Here is a 17,524-nt window from a genome sequence, read left to right as displayed (position 1 = left end):
CCCCTTCCCTAAAATCATTACACCTTTTATATGAAATGCATTTTTATAAGAAAAGTACACCTTTGACCTCATTTTTTTAAAATAAAGAAGCCTATCATTTCATCTTGGTATTATCCCCTATAGGTAGACAGTAAAAAAAGAGTCCATCTGATATGATGGACTCAATACTGTTTTATCTGGAGGGGATTTTTTTATGGCAAGAAAGGGACAATCATTTCAAAAATATACAGAAGAACTAAAGCGAGAAGCAGTTCGTCTTCGATTAGAAGAGAGAAAATCATTGCGAGAAATTCGTGAACAACTCGGTGTGAAGAGAGATGCTCAGATTATTGAGTGGGTAAAACGTGCGCAACAGGGGGAGTCCTTTGATGATCAACGTGGCGTCTGGAATCGAAAGAATTTTAATAGTCTAGAAGAAGAAAATGCTTATTTGGAGGCACAGGTTGAGTATTTAAAAAAGCGCAATCCAAATCTAAACGGGAAGGAATGGTCCTAAAGAAAGAACGATTTTCTCTTATCGATTCATTACGCCAAGCCTAGCCACTTCGATGGCTGTTTCAAATCGCGGAAGTTTCTAAGGCTGGCTACTATAAATGGCGGAAATATCATAACGTACAGCGTTTACGTCAGAAAAGGGATAGGTGGCATAAAGAACATATTTTATCTATTCATCGTCAGCACCCTTATTATGGGTATAAACGCATGACTCGTGCTTTAGCTCGAGAAGGAGTGGTAATGAATCATAAACTTGTTCGTCGTCTCATGAGAGAGCTGGATATTCAATCTATCATTCGAAAAAAATGTCCGTTTTATGGAAGAAAAACATCTGTGATATTTAAAAATCATTTGAAGAAACTGTTTTGATAATGCGTGTATCGAATCATTCTTCTCACATTTAAAAACAGAGAAGTTGTATTTAGTGCGCCCAAAAACATATGAAATGGTCTATCGAGCAATTCAAGAATATATTCAATTCTATAATACAGAAAGGTTCCAAGAAAAACTTCACGGTCTTTCCCCGATAGAATATCGGGAAAAGGCCGTGGCATAATACTCTTTTTATTACTGTCTACTTGACAGGGAGATGACCAACAGTCGAATCTTTTTATTTTTCATATTCAAGGTGATTATGTCTTTTACAACCAAATAAATAGCAAGCCCCTATATAATCAGTTTCAAACTCTAATCCTGGAACGTATCCAGATTTGATACGTTCTACCAATGTTTTATAACAATTATTCTCTTCTGTATATTCCTCAATTAACTCTTTCTTATCATTTTCTGTCCAGTTTTCTTCTACTTCTTCATTCTGAACATCTTCTATTTCTGCTGTTTTCGCTTCGATAGATTCCCGTATAACTTCATTTATACGGGAGAAATTATTCGTTTTATATAGAGCATACACAAATCTACCAATCCAATTAGGACTTTTCCAGCATTCTTTATATCCCTTTTCGAACCATTCAATTGCTTCTTTATAGCAATTCAACTCAACATATAAATCTGCTACCTTAATTTCCCCTAAAAAATTATCAGATTCCCTGTTAAAAGTATCTAACTTCTCTTTTGCTTCTGTCGTTCGCCCTAAATCAATTAAACATTTTACATAGCTATACATGATATAGTCCGAATCCCCTGCAACTCGCAAGAAAAATTCTGAAGCTTTTTCCAGCTCTCCAAGGTTATAATGTGCTACAGCTACATTATGATATGCTTCATCTGATGGTTGAATCGAAATAGACTTTTGTAATGCTTCTTTCGCTTCTGTCCATTTTTCTTGTTTCATGTAAATGTCCCCTAAGATGTTATAAGGAAAGTATGAAGAAGGATTCAACTTAACAACTTCTCTTATTAATTCAAGAGCTTTATCATCATTCTCTTCCTCATAAAAGTACATCCAAGCCAGATTATTGAGAGATTGTACGTCTCTAGATTCATGTACTGCTTGTTGAAACAGTTCCATTGCTTCCTCATATTTATTTTGTTCAAACATTTCAATTGCCTTCTCATTAATGTTCAAATAAATACCTCCGAAGTAAATGAATTCATCTATTCCCTATCATTATAGTAAAATGTAAAAATTATAATTTCTATAAAAAAATTTCTTTCTCTCGTCTACATTTCGATTGAAATAGAAGCTAAAACACATGAATTTACAACAATCAGTAAATTTTTCAATCTCCCTTAAATTGGATATACACCCTGTTTTAATTTACATATTATGGTACAATTAAAAGGGTACTAACTAAACATTTACGCTCCACACTAGTAATCTAGCAATACCAAAATCAAAATTCACATGGAATTGAGGGATGTTATGAAACAGAAATTAGCTGTTCTTCTATTCACCGGAATCATATTATCCGGATGTTCAGCTATTCCAGGAAATTCTTTAGAAACTGGAAACGGCAGTATGGAATTATTAACACCAACCATTACAACAAAAGATAATGAATTAGAAATTAAGACCGAGGGCATTGATGAAAATAAAGTGACCTTTATTTATGTTGCTAATAAAAAAGTGTTGGAACAAAAGCTAAAGAATGGTGAATCCTACAAGCTTAACATTAAAGATATCGAACATGCTCATAGGACAGACTACAAACCAAAAGTTCAACTTTTGCAAACGAAAGATGATGATGATGGTGGAGAAATAGTAACCTTCAAACAAGTTAGATATACAGTTAAAAACTGATTTTAAAGTTGTTTCATTATAAATGTAACGAACGAAAATATACTTTTAACAGTAGATACATGTAAGGGGTGCTAACATGAAAAAACGATGGATTTCTTGGTGGATTGGTAACATATTTTGGATTATCGTTTTTGGAATATGGGCCACTATCATTTGGCTACGAGATGTTGATGGTGCTGGTGTTATTCAAACACCTGAAATTAAATCAATATCACTTATCGTTTTATTAATTACGTTTATCATACCGGTATTTTTTCAAATTATATGGCTAATCATTAATTTGAGAATGAGTAAAAAAAATAATTATACGATTTAGTTTTTTTGAATTAACAGATGAATATTTTTCATAAAAAAGAGAGGAATCTACATCAAAATAGATTCCTCCCTTTTACATTTGGACTTATACTGCGCTTTTACTGCAGCACTACTCCTCTTTTTTACGATGCATGTTCATCTTTCTTCTTCATTAACGCTCTTTTCTTCATCGCTTTCGTTAAATATCCACCTTTAAACGAACGAATTTCATACGAAGACATAAACGCTTTCGGTGCAATTTCATTAATAATTTCTAAAAGCTCTTTCTCTCTAGAACGCTTTGCGACGATATCTAAGCGATAACGTATAGAATTAATACCTTCGCCTTCAAATACTGTAACGCCAAATCCAGAGTGACGTAACTCATCTACTAATTCATTACAACGGTCTAGTAAACTAACTTGATACGTAATATAACCAATTGCTAATTTATTCTCTATATAACCGCCTAATAACAGTCCCGCACTAAAGCCAATGACATAGGCAACGATGTTCATCCAATTTGATAAATCTTGAAACACAATACCTAAACTGACAATGTAAATAGCTCCTTCTAACAATCCAACACCAGCAGCGGATCTTGTTTGATTCTTTACAAGCAAAATCGTACGAATTGTTAAAATTGGAACGTAAATAATTTGTAGCACAAAAATAAGTAGCGCTTGTAACATTGGTATCCACCTCTTTCAAAAAGTCTTTTGTCATAATAACATACATAACCTTTAGAAATCGATGGGTTTTTTAAAATTTTTTTATTATTTTTCATACTATTGAAAAACGCAAAAAAGAAGCGTATCATATTTGTCGTTAATTTGATTACTTGTATCATATCGCTAAACTAAAAAAGGAACCCAATTAGGTCCCTTTCATCATAGCTCTATGTTTTTCGAAGCATGTTCCCTTTGCTTCTCTTCTTCTTTCACTAACTGCATATTTGCATACGCTAAATTTGCAATCATTAAAAAGTGACCACCTAAAATACCTGTACCGAATGCCCAAATTTCCATTTCATGCTCAATTTCATACATGATTATAGCTCCTAAAATAGCAGCTGCAAATCGGTTTAAAACTCCTAATCCAGGAGACTTTTCCTTCATTACGATACTTTTTCCGAGTTTCTCCACTCTGCGAGCTAATAACCAAAGACAATAGGCGCTTACTGCTAATCCAATACCAAACCCTGTCACTTGTTTTCCAAACGGAGTAATCGTCCACATAAGTAGTAAACCACTAAAGATCACATACAATTGTAATCGATATACACGTAAGGCTTCTTGAATCAAAATATCCGCTCCTAAGTTCTCATTTTTTGTACTTTAGAAGAAAAGCAGCAACTTACACAGTTGCTGCTTTCTCTTCTTCTTGTTCTTGTTCCATCTTACGAATTTCAACACGTTTAATTTGGTAAGCGTCTTTTTCTAACACTTTAAATTCATAACCTTCTGCCTCAACGTGTTGTCCTTCTTCGATTTCATGATTTTGCATCATAATCCATCCACCGATTGTATCCACATCATCTTCTTCGATGTGTAATCCAAATAAATCTTTCACTTCTGAGATAAGCACTTTTCCATCAACAATGATATGTTGCTCGTTCACATGTTGAATTGGTGGCGCTTCATCTTCATCATATTCGTCACGAATTTCGCCGACGATTTCCTCCAAGATATCTTCAAGCGTTACAATTCCGGCTGTTCCTCCGTACTCATCATATAAAACAGCCATCGGAATTCGCTTCTTCTGCATTTGAAGTAATAAATCGTGAATTGGAGTCGTTTCCATCACTTCAATAATCGGACGCATATACGAGCGAATAGATGATAAATCTTTTTGATCCTCGGTCATATATCGAATAAAGAAATCTTTTACGTTGACCATACCGATAATATCATCTTTATCCTCTCCAAAAATCGGATAACGTGTGTATCTCTCATTTTGGATCACTTTCATGTGTTCTTCTACTGAATCTTCCAGGTAGAAACCAACGATTTCTGTTCGCGGTACCATAATCTCTTTTGCAATACGATTATCAAATTCAAAAATGTTATTTACATACTTGTATTCGGCTTGATTAATTTCGCCACTTTCATAGCTATCTGAAAGAATAAGGCGTAATTCTTCTTCGGTATGAGCTACTTCATGTTCAGAAGCCGGTTTTAAACCGAATAAACCAGTTATCACACGAGCTGAACCATTCAATACCCAAATAAATGGATACATTACTTTATAGAACATCATTAGTGGAGCTGCAAATAATAATGTTACTTTTTCAGCCTTTTGAATTGCCATCGTTTTCGGAGCCAATTCCCCTACTACAACGTGTAAATACGTCATTAACATAAAAGCAAGACCAAATGTTAATACTGATGAAATAGAAGGATTTAAGTTCCATTTCTCAAATAATGGGTGTAATAACTTTTCAATTGTCGGTTCACCTAACCAACCTAATCCCATAGCTGTCACTGTAATACCTAATTGACAAGCAGATAAATATTCATCTAAATTTGTTGTTACCTTTTTCGCTGCTAAAGCACCGCGTTTTCCTTCTGCAACAAGCTGATCAATACGACTTGAACGTACTTTTACAATCGCAAACTCAGCTGCTACGAAAAATCCAGTAAATGCGATTAAGATCGCAACCATGACTAAATTAAATATTTCCAATGAATCCCCTTAGTTAAAAAACTAAGGTGTCCACCTCCTGTATACTATAATGTTTTCTTATTTGTTTCTTAGAAAACATAGCCCTATACAAAAATTAAAGAGGTCAGATTTCACTTTTTCTATAATAATAGAGCAAGTGTCTGTATTAAAGCTGTCGTTTGACCAGATAAAGATTTCGATATTTTTTCACGTTGTGAATCAGTCAATCCATCTAAAAGCGGCTTTAACTCTGTTAACTCTGCTTCTAATCGATGAATATGGTCTGTCACTTCATTCACTTGTTTCGAAACGTGTTCATTGATACCGAGCAGCTTCTTCTTCTCCTCGATTTTCTCTTTAATCTCACAAAGCGGCATATGCATTTCTTTGCACTTCTCAATAAATTGTAATGTCTCAAATGCTGTTTCGTCGTAATAGCGATAATTAGATTGAGATCGCTCCGCTTTTAAGATACCTAGATTCGTATAATAATCAATCGTTCGTTTCGACACGTGAGCCATGAGAGCCAACTGTCCGATTCGATACACCTTCCCAACGATCTTCCCCCCTTGTTTATATTACTTACATGATACAATACATAAACTGTACAGTCAAACGTGACGGTTTATTATTCACAATTTATACCAAATTCCAAGCTCCACCCTACTATTATCCAATACAAATCACTCATACAATAAAATTACTAAACTATTACCTAATCACTACATTGTCTGTACCTTTTAACCTTTCTTATTTAAAAGCATATTCTACTAATAATGATTGCTTGTATAGGAGGAAATTAACATGAAAAAGACAATCATTTCTCATTTTTATAATGAAGAATACCTACTCCCATGGTGGCTTATGCATCACACGAAAATATTCGATCACGGCATTTTAATTAATAGAGGGTCTACAGATCGTTCCGTAGAGATTTGTAAACTATTAGCACCCCACTGGGAAGTACGAAATTCCAGATTTCTTGAGTTTGATCCAACTAATACTGATATTGAAGTGATGGAAATTGAAAGAGAAGTTTCAGGTTGGAAAATCGTTTTAAATACTACTGAATTCTTTTGTTGTAATAATACTGAAGATTTTTTTTCATCTCTTCATACACTAGGCCAAAACATGTATGCGATTAGAATGATTTTAATGATAGATAATCACAATTATAATTATTCAAAGCCTAGATATTCTATCCCCTTAGTAGAACAACGATACCACGGTGTCTTCCCTTACAACCCACAACTCGGATGTGCTTGGAGATTTATTCACAATCATCTAGATGGTGCATATTTACCTGGTAGACATCATTCGCGGCACGGATATATAATTTATGACTATCCTTCATTTATTTTAAAATTTTATTTTAGCCCTTGGAATGAACAGTCAAAGGCAAGAAAATTACAAATTACCCCTACCCTTTCAAAAAGGGGTGTTCAAATGGGGCTTCAAACACATTACGGTCAATCTCCTGAAGTACTGGACATACGTTTTTTAGAGCTTAGTAACCTAACACAAGACCTCCGTCATAACCCTGAATACCAAGAATTATTCCCAAAATTCAAACCGTAATATTTTCTGCATCGTCATCGCCTCAAACATTTTCATTCGCTTAATCAAAAACAATCTCATTTGCATAAAACATGAATACTGTATAAATAATAAATTTTTATTTTAGGAGGAAAAAATGAAAGCTGTTATTCTTGCTGGTGGGTACGGTACAAGAATTGGGGAAGAAACACATTTAAAACCGAAACCTATGATTGAAATTGGAACAAAACCCATTCTATGGCACATTATGAGTTTGTATAGTCATTACGGGATTACTGAGTTTATTATTTGCTTAGGCTATAAAGGATATGCAATTAAAGAGTTCTTTCTAAATTACAACTTACACATGTCTGATTTCACAATACAGTTAAACGATAATACAATTACTAGCCATTCTCATCGTGTAGAACCGTGGAAAGTTACACTAATCGATACTGGTGTAAATACCGAAACGGGTGGCCGAGTGAAAAAGATTCAAAATTATGTCGGAGACGAACCTTTCTGCCTCACTTATGGTGATGGATTAAGTAATGTAAATATAAAAGAACTTATTACATTCCATAAAAAACATGGAAAAATGGCTACTGTTACTGCCGTACAACCTCCTGGTAGATTTGGTTCTCTCATATTAGATAAACAGTCTGTAACATCTTTTCAAGAAAAGCCATTAGGTGATGGCGGATGGGTTAACGGTGGATTTTTCGTTTTAAATCCTGAAGTTTTCAATTACATTAGTGGAGATAAGTCTGTTTTTGAAACAGACACTTTAGTTCAGTTAGTAAACAAAAACGAATTGGCCGCATATCAACATTCTGGTTTTTGGCATCCAATGGATACATTGCGTGATAAAAATAAATTAGTCGAGCTATGGGAAAGTAATAACGCTCCATGGAAGGTTTGGTAATATGGCTTCATCATCTTTTTGGAATAAGAAAAAAGTATTTATTACGGGACATACTGGATTTAAAGGCTCCTGGCTCACCCTTTTCTTAAGTTCTTTAGGGGCAGAAATAGTGGGCTTTTCTTCTCATCCCCCATCCATTCCTAATCTTTTTGAACAAGGTAACGTAGCAAAAGAGTGTATGACAATTCATGGCGATATTACTGATTACGACTCTTTATTCCACGCCCTAAAACAACATAATCCCGACATAATATTTCATTTAGCAGCTCAGCCAATCGTCACCACTTCATACAAAAATCCTATCGATACATTCAAAACGAATGTTTTAGGTACTGTCCACGTGCTAGAAGCAGCAAAGTCCGTCGAAAGCGTACGTGCCATTATTAATGTGACAAGCGATAAATGTTATGAGAATGACGGTAGTGGCGACCGAGCGTTCGTGGAAAATGACCGACTAGGAGGTTTCGACCCTTATAGCGCTAGCAAAGCTTGCGCTGAAATAGTGGCAACATCCTATCAAAAATCATTCTTCCGCACTAATACCCAGAAACTCGCCTCAGTCAGAGCTGGTAACGTCATCGGCGGTGGTGATTGGGCAGAAGATCGATTATTCCCTGATATCATTCGGGCATATTTGCACAATCATACTTTGTGTATTCGAAACAAATATGCCGTCCGTCCGTGGCAACATGTTTTAGATCCTCTACATGGCTATATCCTTCTAGCTGAGAAACTTTGGAATGATGCTAAATATGCAGAAGTATGGAATTTCGGACCGATTAATGAACCTAGCAGAACCGTAAATGATGTCATTCAATCCGTAACGAAATTATGGAATAAACGACTCACCATCCATTCTCCCTCTACGAAAACTCCTTATGAATCACCAATTTTAACACTCAACAGTACAAAAGCAGTAAACAAACTCGGCTGGACCCCTAAGTTATCAACAGATGATTCTATTGCTTGGACTGTTGATTGGTACAAAAAATATGCATCCGGTGAAAATATAGAATCTTTCACGCGACAACAAATCGATGCATTCAAAAATTTATAAGGGGGCTATAAAATGGAACAGAAAAAATGCCGTTTTTGCCACTCATTACTAACCAACACTTTTTTAGATTTGGGCGTTTCTCCTCTTGCTAATTCATTTGTAGCTCCTGAAAATTCATATAAAATGGAACCATTTTATCCGCTGCACACATTTGTTTGTCACTCTTGTTTACTCGTGCAGCTAGATGAATTTGAATCTCCGCACAATATTTTTCATGACTACTTATACTTCAGCTCTTACTCCTCAAGCTGGCTGCTACACGCTAAAAAATATGTAGAAATGGCGATTAAGCGTTTCAACTTAACAAAACATTCAAAAGTGATTGAAATTGCAAGTAACGATGGGTACTTATTACAATACTTTCAAAAAGAAAATATCGAGACATTGGGAATTGAACCCGCAAAAAACGTAGCAGAAATTGCTATCCAAAAAGGAATTCCTACTGAAGTAAATTTTTTCAGTAATGACTTAGCAAAAAAATTGCCACACGCTGATTTAATCGTCGCAAATAACGTATTAGCACACGTTCCGAACTTGCATGATTTTGTCGCTGGTTTAAAAACACTATTAAAACGTGATGGCACGATAACAATTGAATTCCCACACTTATTAAACCTCATATCCTTTAAACAGTTCGATACTATCTACCATGAGCACTTTTCCTACTTCTCACTTATAAGCCTTCAAAAAGTTTTAAGTTATCATCATTTACAAATTGTTGATGTAGAAGAACTTTCAACGCATGGTGGTTCCTTACGGATTTTTGTAAACCATCTAAGTGCCCAATCAACTATCCATTCCAATGTTACAAAATTAATTCAAAAAGAAGTCGACCACGGGTTAGATACTTTAGATTGCTATCTCCTTTTTTCTAAACGCATCGAACAATTGAAAATAAATATTTTAAAGTTTTTTATTGAAGCGAAAGCTTTAAACAAACAAATTATCGGTTACGGTGCTCCAGCTAAAGGAAACACCCTTTTGAATTATTGCGGGATAGGTAAAGAATTTCTAGCTTATACAGTAGATAAAAATCCTCACAAACAAAATCTCCTTTTACCAGGAACTCGTATTCCAATAAAATCTCCAGCAGAAATTAAACGTACAAAACCAGATTACATTCTTATACTTCCTTGGAATTTGAAAGACGAAATTATGAAAGAATGCTCTTTCATTCGTGAATGGGGCGGTAAATTTTTAGTGACGGTTCCAGAAATTGAGGTGATCGAGCCATGAAGAAAGTTGTTGTAACAGGTGGTAGTGGCTGGATAGGTAAATATGTTGTACATTCACTTATACAAAAGGGATACGAAGTGCACGCCACGTATAATAAAAATAACCCCTCTCACCTCCCTTGCCATTGGCATAAAGTAAACTTGCTTCGCGATGACGAAGTAAAACAATTCATTTACGACGTTCAGCCTAGCCATCTCATTCACCTTGCTTGGGAAGCAGTGCCACCAGCATGCTATGTATCTATTAATAATTACTATTGGCTAAAGTCTAGTATTTCATTGATTCAACACTTTACAACATGCAGTGGAAAGCGTGTTGTCGTTGCAGGTACTGGCGCAGAGTACGAATGGTTTAACGGCGTATTATTTGAAGATTCACCGCTCCTTTCTTATAAAACCCCGTATTCTTTATGTAAAAATGCACTGCACTCCTGGCTAGAAACGTATGCACAACAAACAGGCCTCAGCATGTGTTGGGGCCGCATTTTTCATATGTATGGACCTCACGAACAAGGTAATCGGCTCGTTTCTAACATTATCACTTCCTTATTAAAAAACGAGGAAGCACTATGTACACATGGAAAACAATCGAGAGATTTCCTCCATGTGAGTGACGTCGCTGACGCTCTCGTAACAATATTAGAACACAGCGTTACAGGCACCATCAATATCGCTTCTGGTCAATCTGTACAAATTAAAGAGTTAGCTTCTATCATTGCTAAAAAGATAGGAAAAGAACATTTAATTAAACTAGGTGCAATCCCTTTCTCTAAAGATGAACCTTTATTTGTCGGGGTTAATGTAGAACGTTTAAAAACTGAAGTAAACTGGAAACCAACATACGATCTAAATACAGGAATTGAAGAAACAATTTTATGGTGGAAATCATTTATACAAAAACATAACGATATGCATCATTAAAACGTAAATCCTTCGTTCCTCTCGCTAATTCCTTATACCATCCTTCTAATCTTTCCGGCGTAACAATATGATGCGTCCCCATTCCCCCATGCTTACTAGCTTCAGAAAGAGTCGGACCAATTTGTAACTTTCTCTTTCTCATCGCATCGTTCCACGGACTAAACCCAAACCATAATATACAGGCAAGAGGTGGATAAATCATCGATTCATGCGCAGATAAATGTCTTCCAACCGTATAACTTCCATGCTCATGATTATGAATAAATCTACCTCTTCTCCATAACGGCCAATCTTCTGGTAAATAACCATGAAACCGCTGTTTCATTAAAGGTATTCCAAAGTTAAGGTCCGGATAGTTGTAGTTAGGATCATCAACCATAATAAGCCCGTCCAGCCAATACATCCTCCCCCCCAATTCATTCAGCGATTTCCAAAACTGATTTTTATCTTGCACGCAAAGAAACTCAGTCGTATTTAAAATCATTTTCCATCCTTGTACTTCTTGTTCTATCCTCATCACTTCATGATCTGTCGCATATGCATCAAACTCTGGATTTACAGAATCTCGCACCTCCCAATGCGGTGCGAATTTTTTACAAATCTCAACCGAACGATCCTTAGAACCTTTATTAATTAAAATGCCATGATCAAACAGTTTCGTATGATGTATAAGCCACCACGGCAATAAATACTCTTCGTTATAAAAATGAGAAATAACAGTTGTAGTTATAACAATCTCCTCCTCTTTCTCTATTAATCTACTTTTTCATCCTACTCTTAATATACTTATCTGCTATGTCATTGGTTTCTCTTATTTTAAAAATATGTTTTTCTACCATATACTACACTTTCTTAGACAGCCACTATTTCCTAAAGAAACATCCCAATAAACTGAAAATTAAGTTATAATATCATTATAAAATATGAAGGAGGAATGCACCCATGTACTACAACACTTCATTCGAAAACGATCAACCTGTAGGCCGTCTATAAACTAAGGCGGGCTTGTAACACATACACTATGCCTCGTCTTAGGGAACTCATATTACCCTAAAAATAGACGGAGGTACTTCAAATGAAACAAACAATTTTAGGAGCTATATGCTTATCACTAGCAGCAAGTATATGGGGCGGTATGTATGTTGTTAGCAAATACGTACTCGATTTTATCCCACCACTAACACTCGTTTGGCTACGCTTTATTATCGCTTTTGTTGTTTTGTATGGCATTTTAAAACTAGCTGAGAAAAAGCAAAAGAAAAAAGTAACCATTCGCAAAAAAGATTGGCTCCTATTCGCTTGGATTGGATTTATCGGATATTTTATTTCAATCACATGTCAATTTATCGGAACAAAATTATCCGACGCTCATACAGGCTCATTAGTAACATCAGCTACACCTGCATTTATGGTTATATTTGCAGCGCTTATTTTGAAAGAGAAACTAACTGCTCGTAGACTTTTATCTACTATAATAGCGACAATCGGTGTCATTATCGTAATCGGATGGGACATTGAAATTGGCTCTTATTTTATCGGAACAATCATTTTAGTTGGAGCCGCTATTACGTGGGCTTTACTATCTATTTATGTAAAAATCGCTTCAATCCAATTTTCATCCTTAGTTATTACAACGTATGCCATATTCTTTTCACTCTTTTTTATTACACCTTTTATGATATGGGAACTACAAGCATCCTCTATCGGAACAGTAAATACGTACGTCATATTAGGCGTATTATACTTAGGAATCGTCTCAACAGCAGGTGCCTTTTTCCTTTGGAATAAAGGATTAGACTTAATGGATGCAAGCATCGGTTCCTTATTTTTCTTCTTCCAACCTATCGTTGGATCATTACTTGGTTGGCTCTTATTAAATGAGACATTAAATAGTAACTTTTTCATTGGTGGTATGCTCATTATATGTAGCGTTTTCATTACTACTTTTGAAAAGAAATAACAAAACAGGCAGAGATTCTTAGTCTCTGCCTGTTCGCATAATTGGATCTTGGTCGTGAAAACCAATACAAATCGGTATATATCATAATACTTCGCTTCTATTTGCTCTACTGCTAACGAAAAGACATCCTCTTGCATCTCTTCTAAATACTGAAATATATCCACACTAAACACTCCTCACTCTTTACGCACTCCAATGCGATGGACGGGACAACAATTTCGGCAATTTCGTATGCTTATCCCCTTTCGCCGCATTAATTTGAACTTGCGTAAGAAAAATACAATTTGTAAAGTCTGCTCCGCGAATATCTGCATCTCGTAAATCTGCTCCAATGAGATCTGCCCCTCGTAAGTCTGCTCCATTTAAGTTTGCCGCAATTAAGTAAGCTCCTCTTAAATTTGCACCTTGTAAATCTTTCTTTTTCAGATTTGCTCCCATAAGGTCTGCTCCGCGGTGAATGATTCGTTTCTTACGCGCAGTATTCATTTCCTTCCATACTAATTCGCTCGTTTCTAAAAGAAGAATGTTCACCTCTGCCCTATGCATTGGAACATTTATTTTCATTAACTCACCTGGATTTAAATTCGAAAGTCGCTCTGTCTCCTCAATTGCGGTCTCCAGCTCTTTATGAATTGGCTGTGTTGCCTTTAAAAGAATCGCTTCATTCAAATACCAAAGCATTTCATGAAGTTGATGCATAACCGGAAAAGCATCGTACATTTTTCTTGCATGCTTTGCATCTTTCCTCCAATCAATCCCTTTAAACGTACCCTGAGAAATCTTCTGCCCAGCACCGAAACACTCAAATACTGTACAACCTTTATAACCTTTTCCTCTAAGATTTTTATGTATACTACATTTAAAATCTGATTGTAAGTTGGAACATGGTTTACCACCATCTTTATTCACTGCAAAATCTACCGATGCTGCGAACGGTAATGCAACGCAACATAGACCGAAGCATTTTTCGCAGTTTGCTTTTAAATGATCATTATGATTAGTCAAAATCTATACCCCCTGTTGTCTTTTGACTATTTCATAATATTCCAACTGTAATAAATAATCAATTTTAAAATAAACCGGCATCTTTCGTTTCAATTCATAACTTTATCATTCAATTTCCTTTCAATTGAAAAGGACTATTTCTATTCAATGAATTATAATTAAATTATAAATTTTCTAACTAAAAGGAGACTTATTATGGCACTAGAAATGAAAACAAACTGTCAAATTTGTGATCAATCGCTCGAACAAGATTCTGAAGCATACATTTGTGTATATGAATGTACATTTTGCGCACCATGTACAGAAGAAAGACAAAACGTTTGTCCAAACTGCGGCGACGAATTAGTACGTAGACCGAAAAAGAAACAATAAAAAGCAAAGCGATATCGCTTTGCTTTTTATTATTTTCTGAGTATATGAAATTATATCGAACACAACTTAAACATTTAAAAACTTCACACAAACAGGCTCTGGCACAGCAACATCAGATTGTAAAAGTGTTAACTTTCCTGTAGATTCATCTCTTGAAAATAGCACAAGATTATGTGACTTTTCATTTGTAGCAACAAGAAACTTTTCAGTAGGATCTAATACAAAATCCCTCGGCCATTTTCCTTCTGTAGATGTATGTTCCACAAATGCAAGCTCACCTGAGTTTTGATCCACACTGAAAACAGCAATACTATTATGACCACGATTACCTGCATATACAAAGCGGCCTTCAGAAGAAATATGGATAGCACTGCCTTGACTATTTTCATCAAATTGTTCTGGAAGAGTAGAAATATACTGTAATTCTGTAAAGGAGCCTTCTTCCGAGTTATATGTTAACGCAATAACCTCTGAACTAAGCTCCGTCATTACATAAGCGTATTTTCCATTTGGATGAAAAGCAATGTGTCTTGGTCCACTTCCCGGATTCACAGACAGGCTATTCACTTCTATTAATGTACTATCTTTTATTTCATACGTAATTAATTTATCTATCCCTAAATCAACACCTATCATATATTTTTCATCAGGAGTGTACCCCGCGTAATGTGCGTGTGGTTTTTCTTGTCTTTCTTTATTCGGACCTGAACCTTCATGCGCCATAATAGATGCAGCAGGATTTACAGTTCCATTTTCTTCATTTATTTCAAAAGACTCAATCGTTCCTTTATGGTAATTTGCTGTAACTACTGTATGATTTCCACTATCAACACTAATATGACAAGGAGAAGCCCCTTCTACTACTTGTCTATTTTTCGCTTTTAGTTCTCCAGTATGACTATCAATGGAATAAGCAGCTACACCGCCAGATTCGCCTTCCTTAACAACGGAATAGAGATATTCATTATTTCGGTTAATCGTTACATATGTAGGGTTATCCAACTTAGCGGCAAGTGTTACATTACCAATTTTTTTTGCTTCCGTGTCTAAAATAAACTTATATATTCCTTCACTATTTTCTTTCGTGTATGTTCCAACATATCCGATAAACTCTTTGTTATCCTTCATTTTCATAACCCTCTCTCCCTATATTTTTCATTCATCATACTTCTTAAAATATTTTATGTTGAAAGAGTATCCTAAAAAATCGGAGTACCTCTTTATACGTTACCATATTTTCTTGGTAAATAGCTTTTAAACCCACTTTTTTTGATACGCTGCTATACTTTCATATTCTTCTTCCAATTGACGGGACAAACGGATATAGATTGGCGTTAAATCTTTATATTTTTCCACACTTTCCATGTTTGGCTCATGATGAAAATCTGCACCTACCATTTCAGAAACTACATGTAACGTATCTACTTCACCTAAACTATATAAACCGAGGATGGCAGCTCCTAAGCAAGAGCTTTCGAAACTTTCAGGAACATATACGTCTTGATGGAAAATATCCGCCATCATCTGTCTCCAAAGTTCCGACCTTGCAAAACCGCCTGTCGCTTGAATTTTTTTCGGTTCGCCAATTAGTTCTTTTAAAGCGAGAAGAACTGTATATAAGTTATAAATTACTCCTTCTAAAACAGCACGTATCAGATGTTCTTTCTTATGATGCAATCCGAGTCCAAAGAAAGATCCTCGCGCATTTGCATTCCATAAAGGAGCTCTTTCCCCCGCTAAATACGGGTGAAATAATAAACCGTCAGATCCCGGATTCACTTTTGCTGCTATTTCAGTAAGCACCTCATATGGATCTTTTCCTAAGCGCTTTGCAAGTTCAATCTCTGAAGTGCCCAATTGGTCACGAGCCCACCTGAAAATCATACCGCCGTTATTAACTGGTCCACCGATTACCCAATGGTCTTCAGTTAACGCATAACAAAAAATTCTACCTTTTGGATCTGTTACAGGACGATTTGTTACAGCACGTATCGCACCGCTTGTACCAATTGTAACAGCCACAACGCCAGGATCTATTGCATTTACACCTAAATTAGATAGTACTCCATCACTCGCTCCTACTACAAAAGGCGTAGAAACAAGTACATTCATCTCTTTGGCAAACTCTTCATCTAATCCTGTTAAACTGTGCGTTGTTGGAACAAGCTTTGAAAGCTTTTCATCTGTAATTCCTGCTACATGTAAAGCCTCTTCATCCCACTTTAAAGATTTTAAATTGAACATTCCTGTCGCTGATGCTATAGAATAATCAATTACATATTCTTTATATAACTTGTAAAAAACATATTCTTTAATAGAAATGAATTTATAACTTTTTGCGAATAACTCTGCTTGCTCATTCTGTAGCCAAACTAATTTCGAAAGTGGTGACATCGGATGAATTGGTGTCCCAGTACGAAGGTAAATTTCATGACCATTCATATCATTCTTTATTTTCTCCGCCCAGCTTGCACTTCTATTATCTGCCCAAGTGATACATCTCGTTAACGGCTTTCCCTTTTCATCTACAGCAATGATACTATGCATTGCCGAACTAAAAGAGACACAAAGAATATCATTCGGCTGTACACTACTTATTCGTACAGTTTCTTTAATCGTATTTATTACTGCATGAAAGATTTCTTCTGGGTCTTGTTCTGCTGTTTCAGGTGTAGGAGAATATAAAGGATATTCAATTCCATGACTAGCAATAACAGATCCATCAGTAGAAAATAGAACTGATTTTGTACTAGTTGTCCCAATATCTACACCAATCATATATTTTGAGCTCACCATCTCTTCCTCCTAACAAAAAATTGCTACAGTATCCCACCATAAAAATACATTCCTTTTATCTATT

The 17,524-nt window shown here is 35.6% G+C and carries 18 protein-coding genes and 1 pseudogene; 10 read left to right on the top strand and 9 right to left on the bottom strand.

Annotation, left to right across the window (positions count from 1 at the left end; genetic code table 11):
- Positions 1-193: 193 nt before the first annotated feature.
- A pseudogene (locus CGQ22_RS20630) lies at positions 194-1,051 on the top strand (IS3 family transposase).
- Positions 1,052-1,105: 54 nt separating this feature from the next.
- Here the strand turns inward: CGQ22_RS20630 and CGQ22_RS20625 are convergent.
- On the bottom strand, positions 1,106-2,020 hold the full coding sequence (locus tag CGQ22_RS20625; RefSeq protein WP_001024463.1) for a tetratricopeptide repeat protein: 915 nt from the start codon (positions 2,018-2,020) through the stop codon (positions 1,106-1,108).
- 279 nt (positions 2,021-2,299) lie between these two features.
- Between CGQ22_RS20625 and CGQ22_RS20620 the strand changes: the two genes are divergently transcribed.
- Together CGQ22_RS20620 and CGQ22_RS20615 are read left to right on the top strand one after the other, a co-directional pair.
- Complete coding sequence (locus CGQ22_RS20620; RefSeq protein WP_074593361.1) at positions 2,300-2,695, top strand: hypothetical protein; 396 nt, start codon at positions 2,300-2,302, stop codon at positions 2,693-2,695.
- A 76-nt stretch (positions 2,696-2,771) separates the two neighbouring features.
- A complete protein-coding gene (locus CGQ22_RS20615; RefSeq protein WP_000747687.1) occupies positions 2,772-3,011 on the top strand; it encodes a DUF3923 family protein in 240 nt (79 codons plus the stop codon).
- 121 nt (positions 3,012-3,132) lie between these two features.
- On the opposite strand, the gene CGQ22_RS20610 is transcribed toward CGQ22_RS20615, so the two are convergent.
- The 4 genes from CGQ22_RS20610 to CGQ22_RS20595 all read right to left on the bottom strand — a co-directional run bounded on the left by CGQ22_RS20610 (position 3,133) and on the right by CGQ22_RS20595 (position 6,201).
- Entirely contained in the window at positions 3,133-3,681 is a 549-nt protein-coding gene (locus CGQ22_RS20610; protein WP_000938438.1) for a DUF2179 domain-containing protein, read from the bottom strand.
- 198 nt (positions 3,682-3,879) lie between these two features.
- On the bottom strand, positions 3,880-4,293 hold the full coding sequence (locus CGQ22_RS20605) for an ATP synthase subunit I (RefSeq protein WP_000613879.1): 414 nt from the start codon (positions 4,291-4,293) through the stop codon (positions 3,880-3,882).
- Between the two features lie 52 nt (positions 4,294-4,345).
- Positions 4,346-5,674: a hemolysin family protein gene (locus tag CGQ22_RS20600; protein WP_000402275.1), complete on the bottom strand. Its 1,329-nt coding sequence runs from the start codon at positions 5,672-5,674 to the stop codon at positions 4,346-4,348.
- A 119-nt stretch (positions 5,675-5,793) separates the two neighbouring features.
- Positions 5,794-6,201 carry a MerR family transcriptional regulator gene (locus tag CGQ22_RS20595; protein WP_000285637.1) on the bottom strand — a complete coding sequence of 136 codons (408 nt, stop codon included), beginning with the start codon at positions 6,199-6,201 and terminating at the stop codon, positions 5,794-5,796.
- Between the two features lie 256 nt (positions 6,202-6,457).
- Here CGQ22_RS20595 and CGQ22_RS20590 point away from each other — a divergent pair, with 256 nt between their 5' ends.
- From CGQ22_RS20590 to CGQ22_RS20570, 5 genes are all read left to right on the top strand, one after another.
- Positions 6,458-7,231, top strand: coding sequence for a glycosyltransferase family 2 protein (locus tag CGQ22_RS20590; RefSeq protein ID WP_000750968.1), 774 nt, complete (start codon positions 6,458-6,460; stop codon positions 7,229-7,231).
- A gap of 115 nt (positions 7,232-7,346) precedes the next feature.
- On the top strand, positions 7,347-8,114 hold the full coding sequence (gene rfbF / locus CGQ22_RS20585; protein ID WP_000648807.1) for a glucose-1-phosphate cytidylyltransferase: 768 nt from the start codon (positions 7,347-7,349) through the stop codon (positions 8,112-8,114).
- 1 nt (position 8,115) lies between these two features.
- Positions 8,116-9,171: a CDP-glucose 4,6-dehydratase gene (gene rfbG / locus CGQ22_RS20580; protein WP_089149235.1), complete on the top strand. Its 1,056-nt coding sequence runs from the start codon at positions 8,116-8,118 to the stop codon at positions 9,169-9,171.
- A gap of 12 nt (positions 9,172-9,183) precedes the next feature.
- Positions 9,184-10,407, top strand: a complete 1,224-nt coding sequence (locus CGQ22_RS20575) for a class I SAM-dependent methyltransferase (protein WP_089149234.1) — start codon at positions 9,184-9,186, stop codon at positions 10,405-10,407.
- Positions 10,404-11,327 (top strand): NAD-dependent epimerase/dehydratase family protein, encoded by a 924-nt coding sequence (locus CGQ22_RS20570; RefSeq protein WP_139032778.1) that lies wholly within the window; start codon positions 10,404-10,406, stop codon positions 11,325-11,327. Before CGQ22_RS20575 ends, CGQ22_RS20570 begins: the two co-directional genes overlap by 4 nt.
- Here the strand turns inward: CGQ22_RS20570 and CGQ22_RS20565 are convergent.
- Positions 11,296-12,081: a glycosyltransferase family 2 protein gene (locus CGQ22_RS20565; protein WP_071732485.1), complete on the bottom strand. Its 786-nt coding sequence runs from the start codon at positions 12,079-12,081 to the stop codon at positions 11,296-11,298. The genes CGQ22_RS20570 and CGQ22_RS20565 overlap by 32 nt on opposite strands.
- A gap of 321 nt (positions 12,082-12,402) precedes the next feature.
- Between CGQ22_RS20565 and CGQ22_RS20560 the strand changes: the two genes are divergently transcribed.
- The gene (locus CGQ22_RS20560) at positions 12,403-13,287 is read left to right on the top strand and encodes a DMT family transporter (protein ID WP_089149233.1); all 885 of its coding nucleotides are present in this window, start codon (positions 12,403-12,405) and stop codon (positions 13,285-13,287) included.
- A gap of 183 nt (positions 13,288-13,470) precedes the next feature.
- On the opposite strand, the gene CGQ22_RS20555 is transcribed toward CGQ22_RS20560, so the two are convergent.
- Entirely contained in the window at positions 13,471-14,292 is an 822-nt protein-coding gene (locus tag CGQ22_RS20555) for a pentapeptide repeat-containing protein (protein WP_000181433.1), read from the bottom strand.
- 195 nt (positions 14,293-14,487) lie between these two features.
- Between CGQ22_RS20555 and CGQ22_RS20550 the strand changes: the two genes are divergently transcribed.
- Positions 14,488-14,664 carry a DUF1272 domain-containing protein gene (locus CGQ22_RS20550; protein WP_089149232.1) on the top strand — a complete coding sequence of 59 codons (177 nt, stop codon included), beginning with the start codon at positions 14,488-14,490 and terminating at the stop codon, positions 14,662-14,664.
- A 66-nt stretch (positions 14,665-14,730) separates the two neighbouring features.
- Here CGQ22_RS20550 and CGQ22_RS20545 read toward each other — a convergent pair whose 3' ends face one another.
- Together CGQ22_RS20545 and gntK are read right to left on the bottom strand one after the other, a co-directional pair.
- On the bottom strand, positions 14,731-15,798 hold the full coding sequence (locus CGQ22_RS20545; RefSeq protein ID WP_089149231.1) for a lactonase family protein: 1,068 nt from the start codon (positions 15,796-15,798) through the stop codon (positions 14,731-14,733).
- Positions 15,799-15,918: 120 nt separating this feature from the next.
- Positions 15,919-17,460 (bottom strand): gluconokinase, encoded by a 1,542-nt coding sequence (gntK, locus tag CGQ22_RS20540; RefSeq protein WP_000254932.1) that lies wholly within the window; start codon positions 17,458-17,460, stop codon positions 15,919-15,921.
- Between the last annotated feature and the right edge of the window lie 64 nt (positions 17,461-17,524).

The organism is Bacillus sp. M13(2017), assembly GCF_002218325.1.
Lineage (GTDB): Bacteria > Bacillota > Bacilli > Bacillales > Bacillaceae_G > Bacillus_A > Bacillus_A thuringiensis_K.
Note: the sequence above shows the minus strand (reverse complement) of the source record. Positions and strands in the feature narration are given on the sequence as shown.

Excerpts from the sequence above, each read along its gene's own strand:
- CGQ22_RS20620 (WP_074593361.1), top strand. The coding sequence starts at position 2,300 with ATGGAATTGAGGGATGTTATGAAACAGAAATTAGCTGTTCTTCTATTC.
- CGQ22_RS20615 (WP_000747687.1), top strand. The coding sequence starts at position 2,772 with ATGAAAAAACGATGGATTTCTTGGTGGATTGGTAACATATTTTGGATT.
- CGQ22_RS20610 (WP_000938438.1), bottom strand. The coding sequence starts at position 3,681 with ATGTTACAAGCGCTACTTATTTTTGTGCTACAAATTATTTACGTTCCA.
- CGQ22_RS20590 (WP_000750968.1), top strand. The coding sequence starts at position 6,458 with ATGAAAAAGACAATCATTTCTCATTTTTATAATGAAGAATACCTACTC.
- rfbF (WP_000648807.1), top strand. The coding sequence starts at position 7,347 with ATGAAAGCTGTTATTCTTGCTGGTGGGTACGGTACAAGAATTGGGGAA.
- rfbG (WP_089149235.1), top strand. The coding sequence starts at position 8,116 with ATGGCTTCATCATCTTTTTGGAATAAGAAAAAAGTATTTATTACGGGA.
- CGQ22_RS20575 (WP_089149234.1), top strand. The coding sequence starts at position 9,184 with ATGGAACAGAAAAAATGCCGTTTTTGCCACTCATTACTAACCAACACT.
- CGQ22_RS20570 (WP_139032778.1), top strand. The coding sequence starts at position 10,404 with ATGAAGAAAGTTGTTGTAACAGGTGGTAGTGGCTGGATAGGTAAATAT.
- CGQ22_RS20560 (WP_089149233.1), top strand. The coding sequence starts at position 12,403 with ATGAAACAAACAATTTTAGGAGCTATATGCTTATCACTAGCAGCAAGT.
- CGQ22_RS20550 (WP_089149232.1), top strand. The coding sequence starts at position 14,488 with ATGGCACTAGAAATGAAAACAAACTGTCAAATTTGTGATCAATCGCTC.
- CGQ22_RS20545 (WP_089149231.1), bottom strand. The coding sequence starts at position 15,798 with ATGAAAATGAAGGATAACAAAGAGTTTATCGGATATGTTGGAACATAC.
- gntK (WP_000254932.1), bottom strand. The coding sequence starts at position 17,460 with ATGGTGAGCTCAAAATATATGATTGGTGTAGATATTGGGACAACTAGT.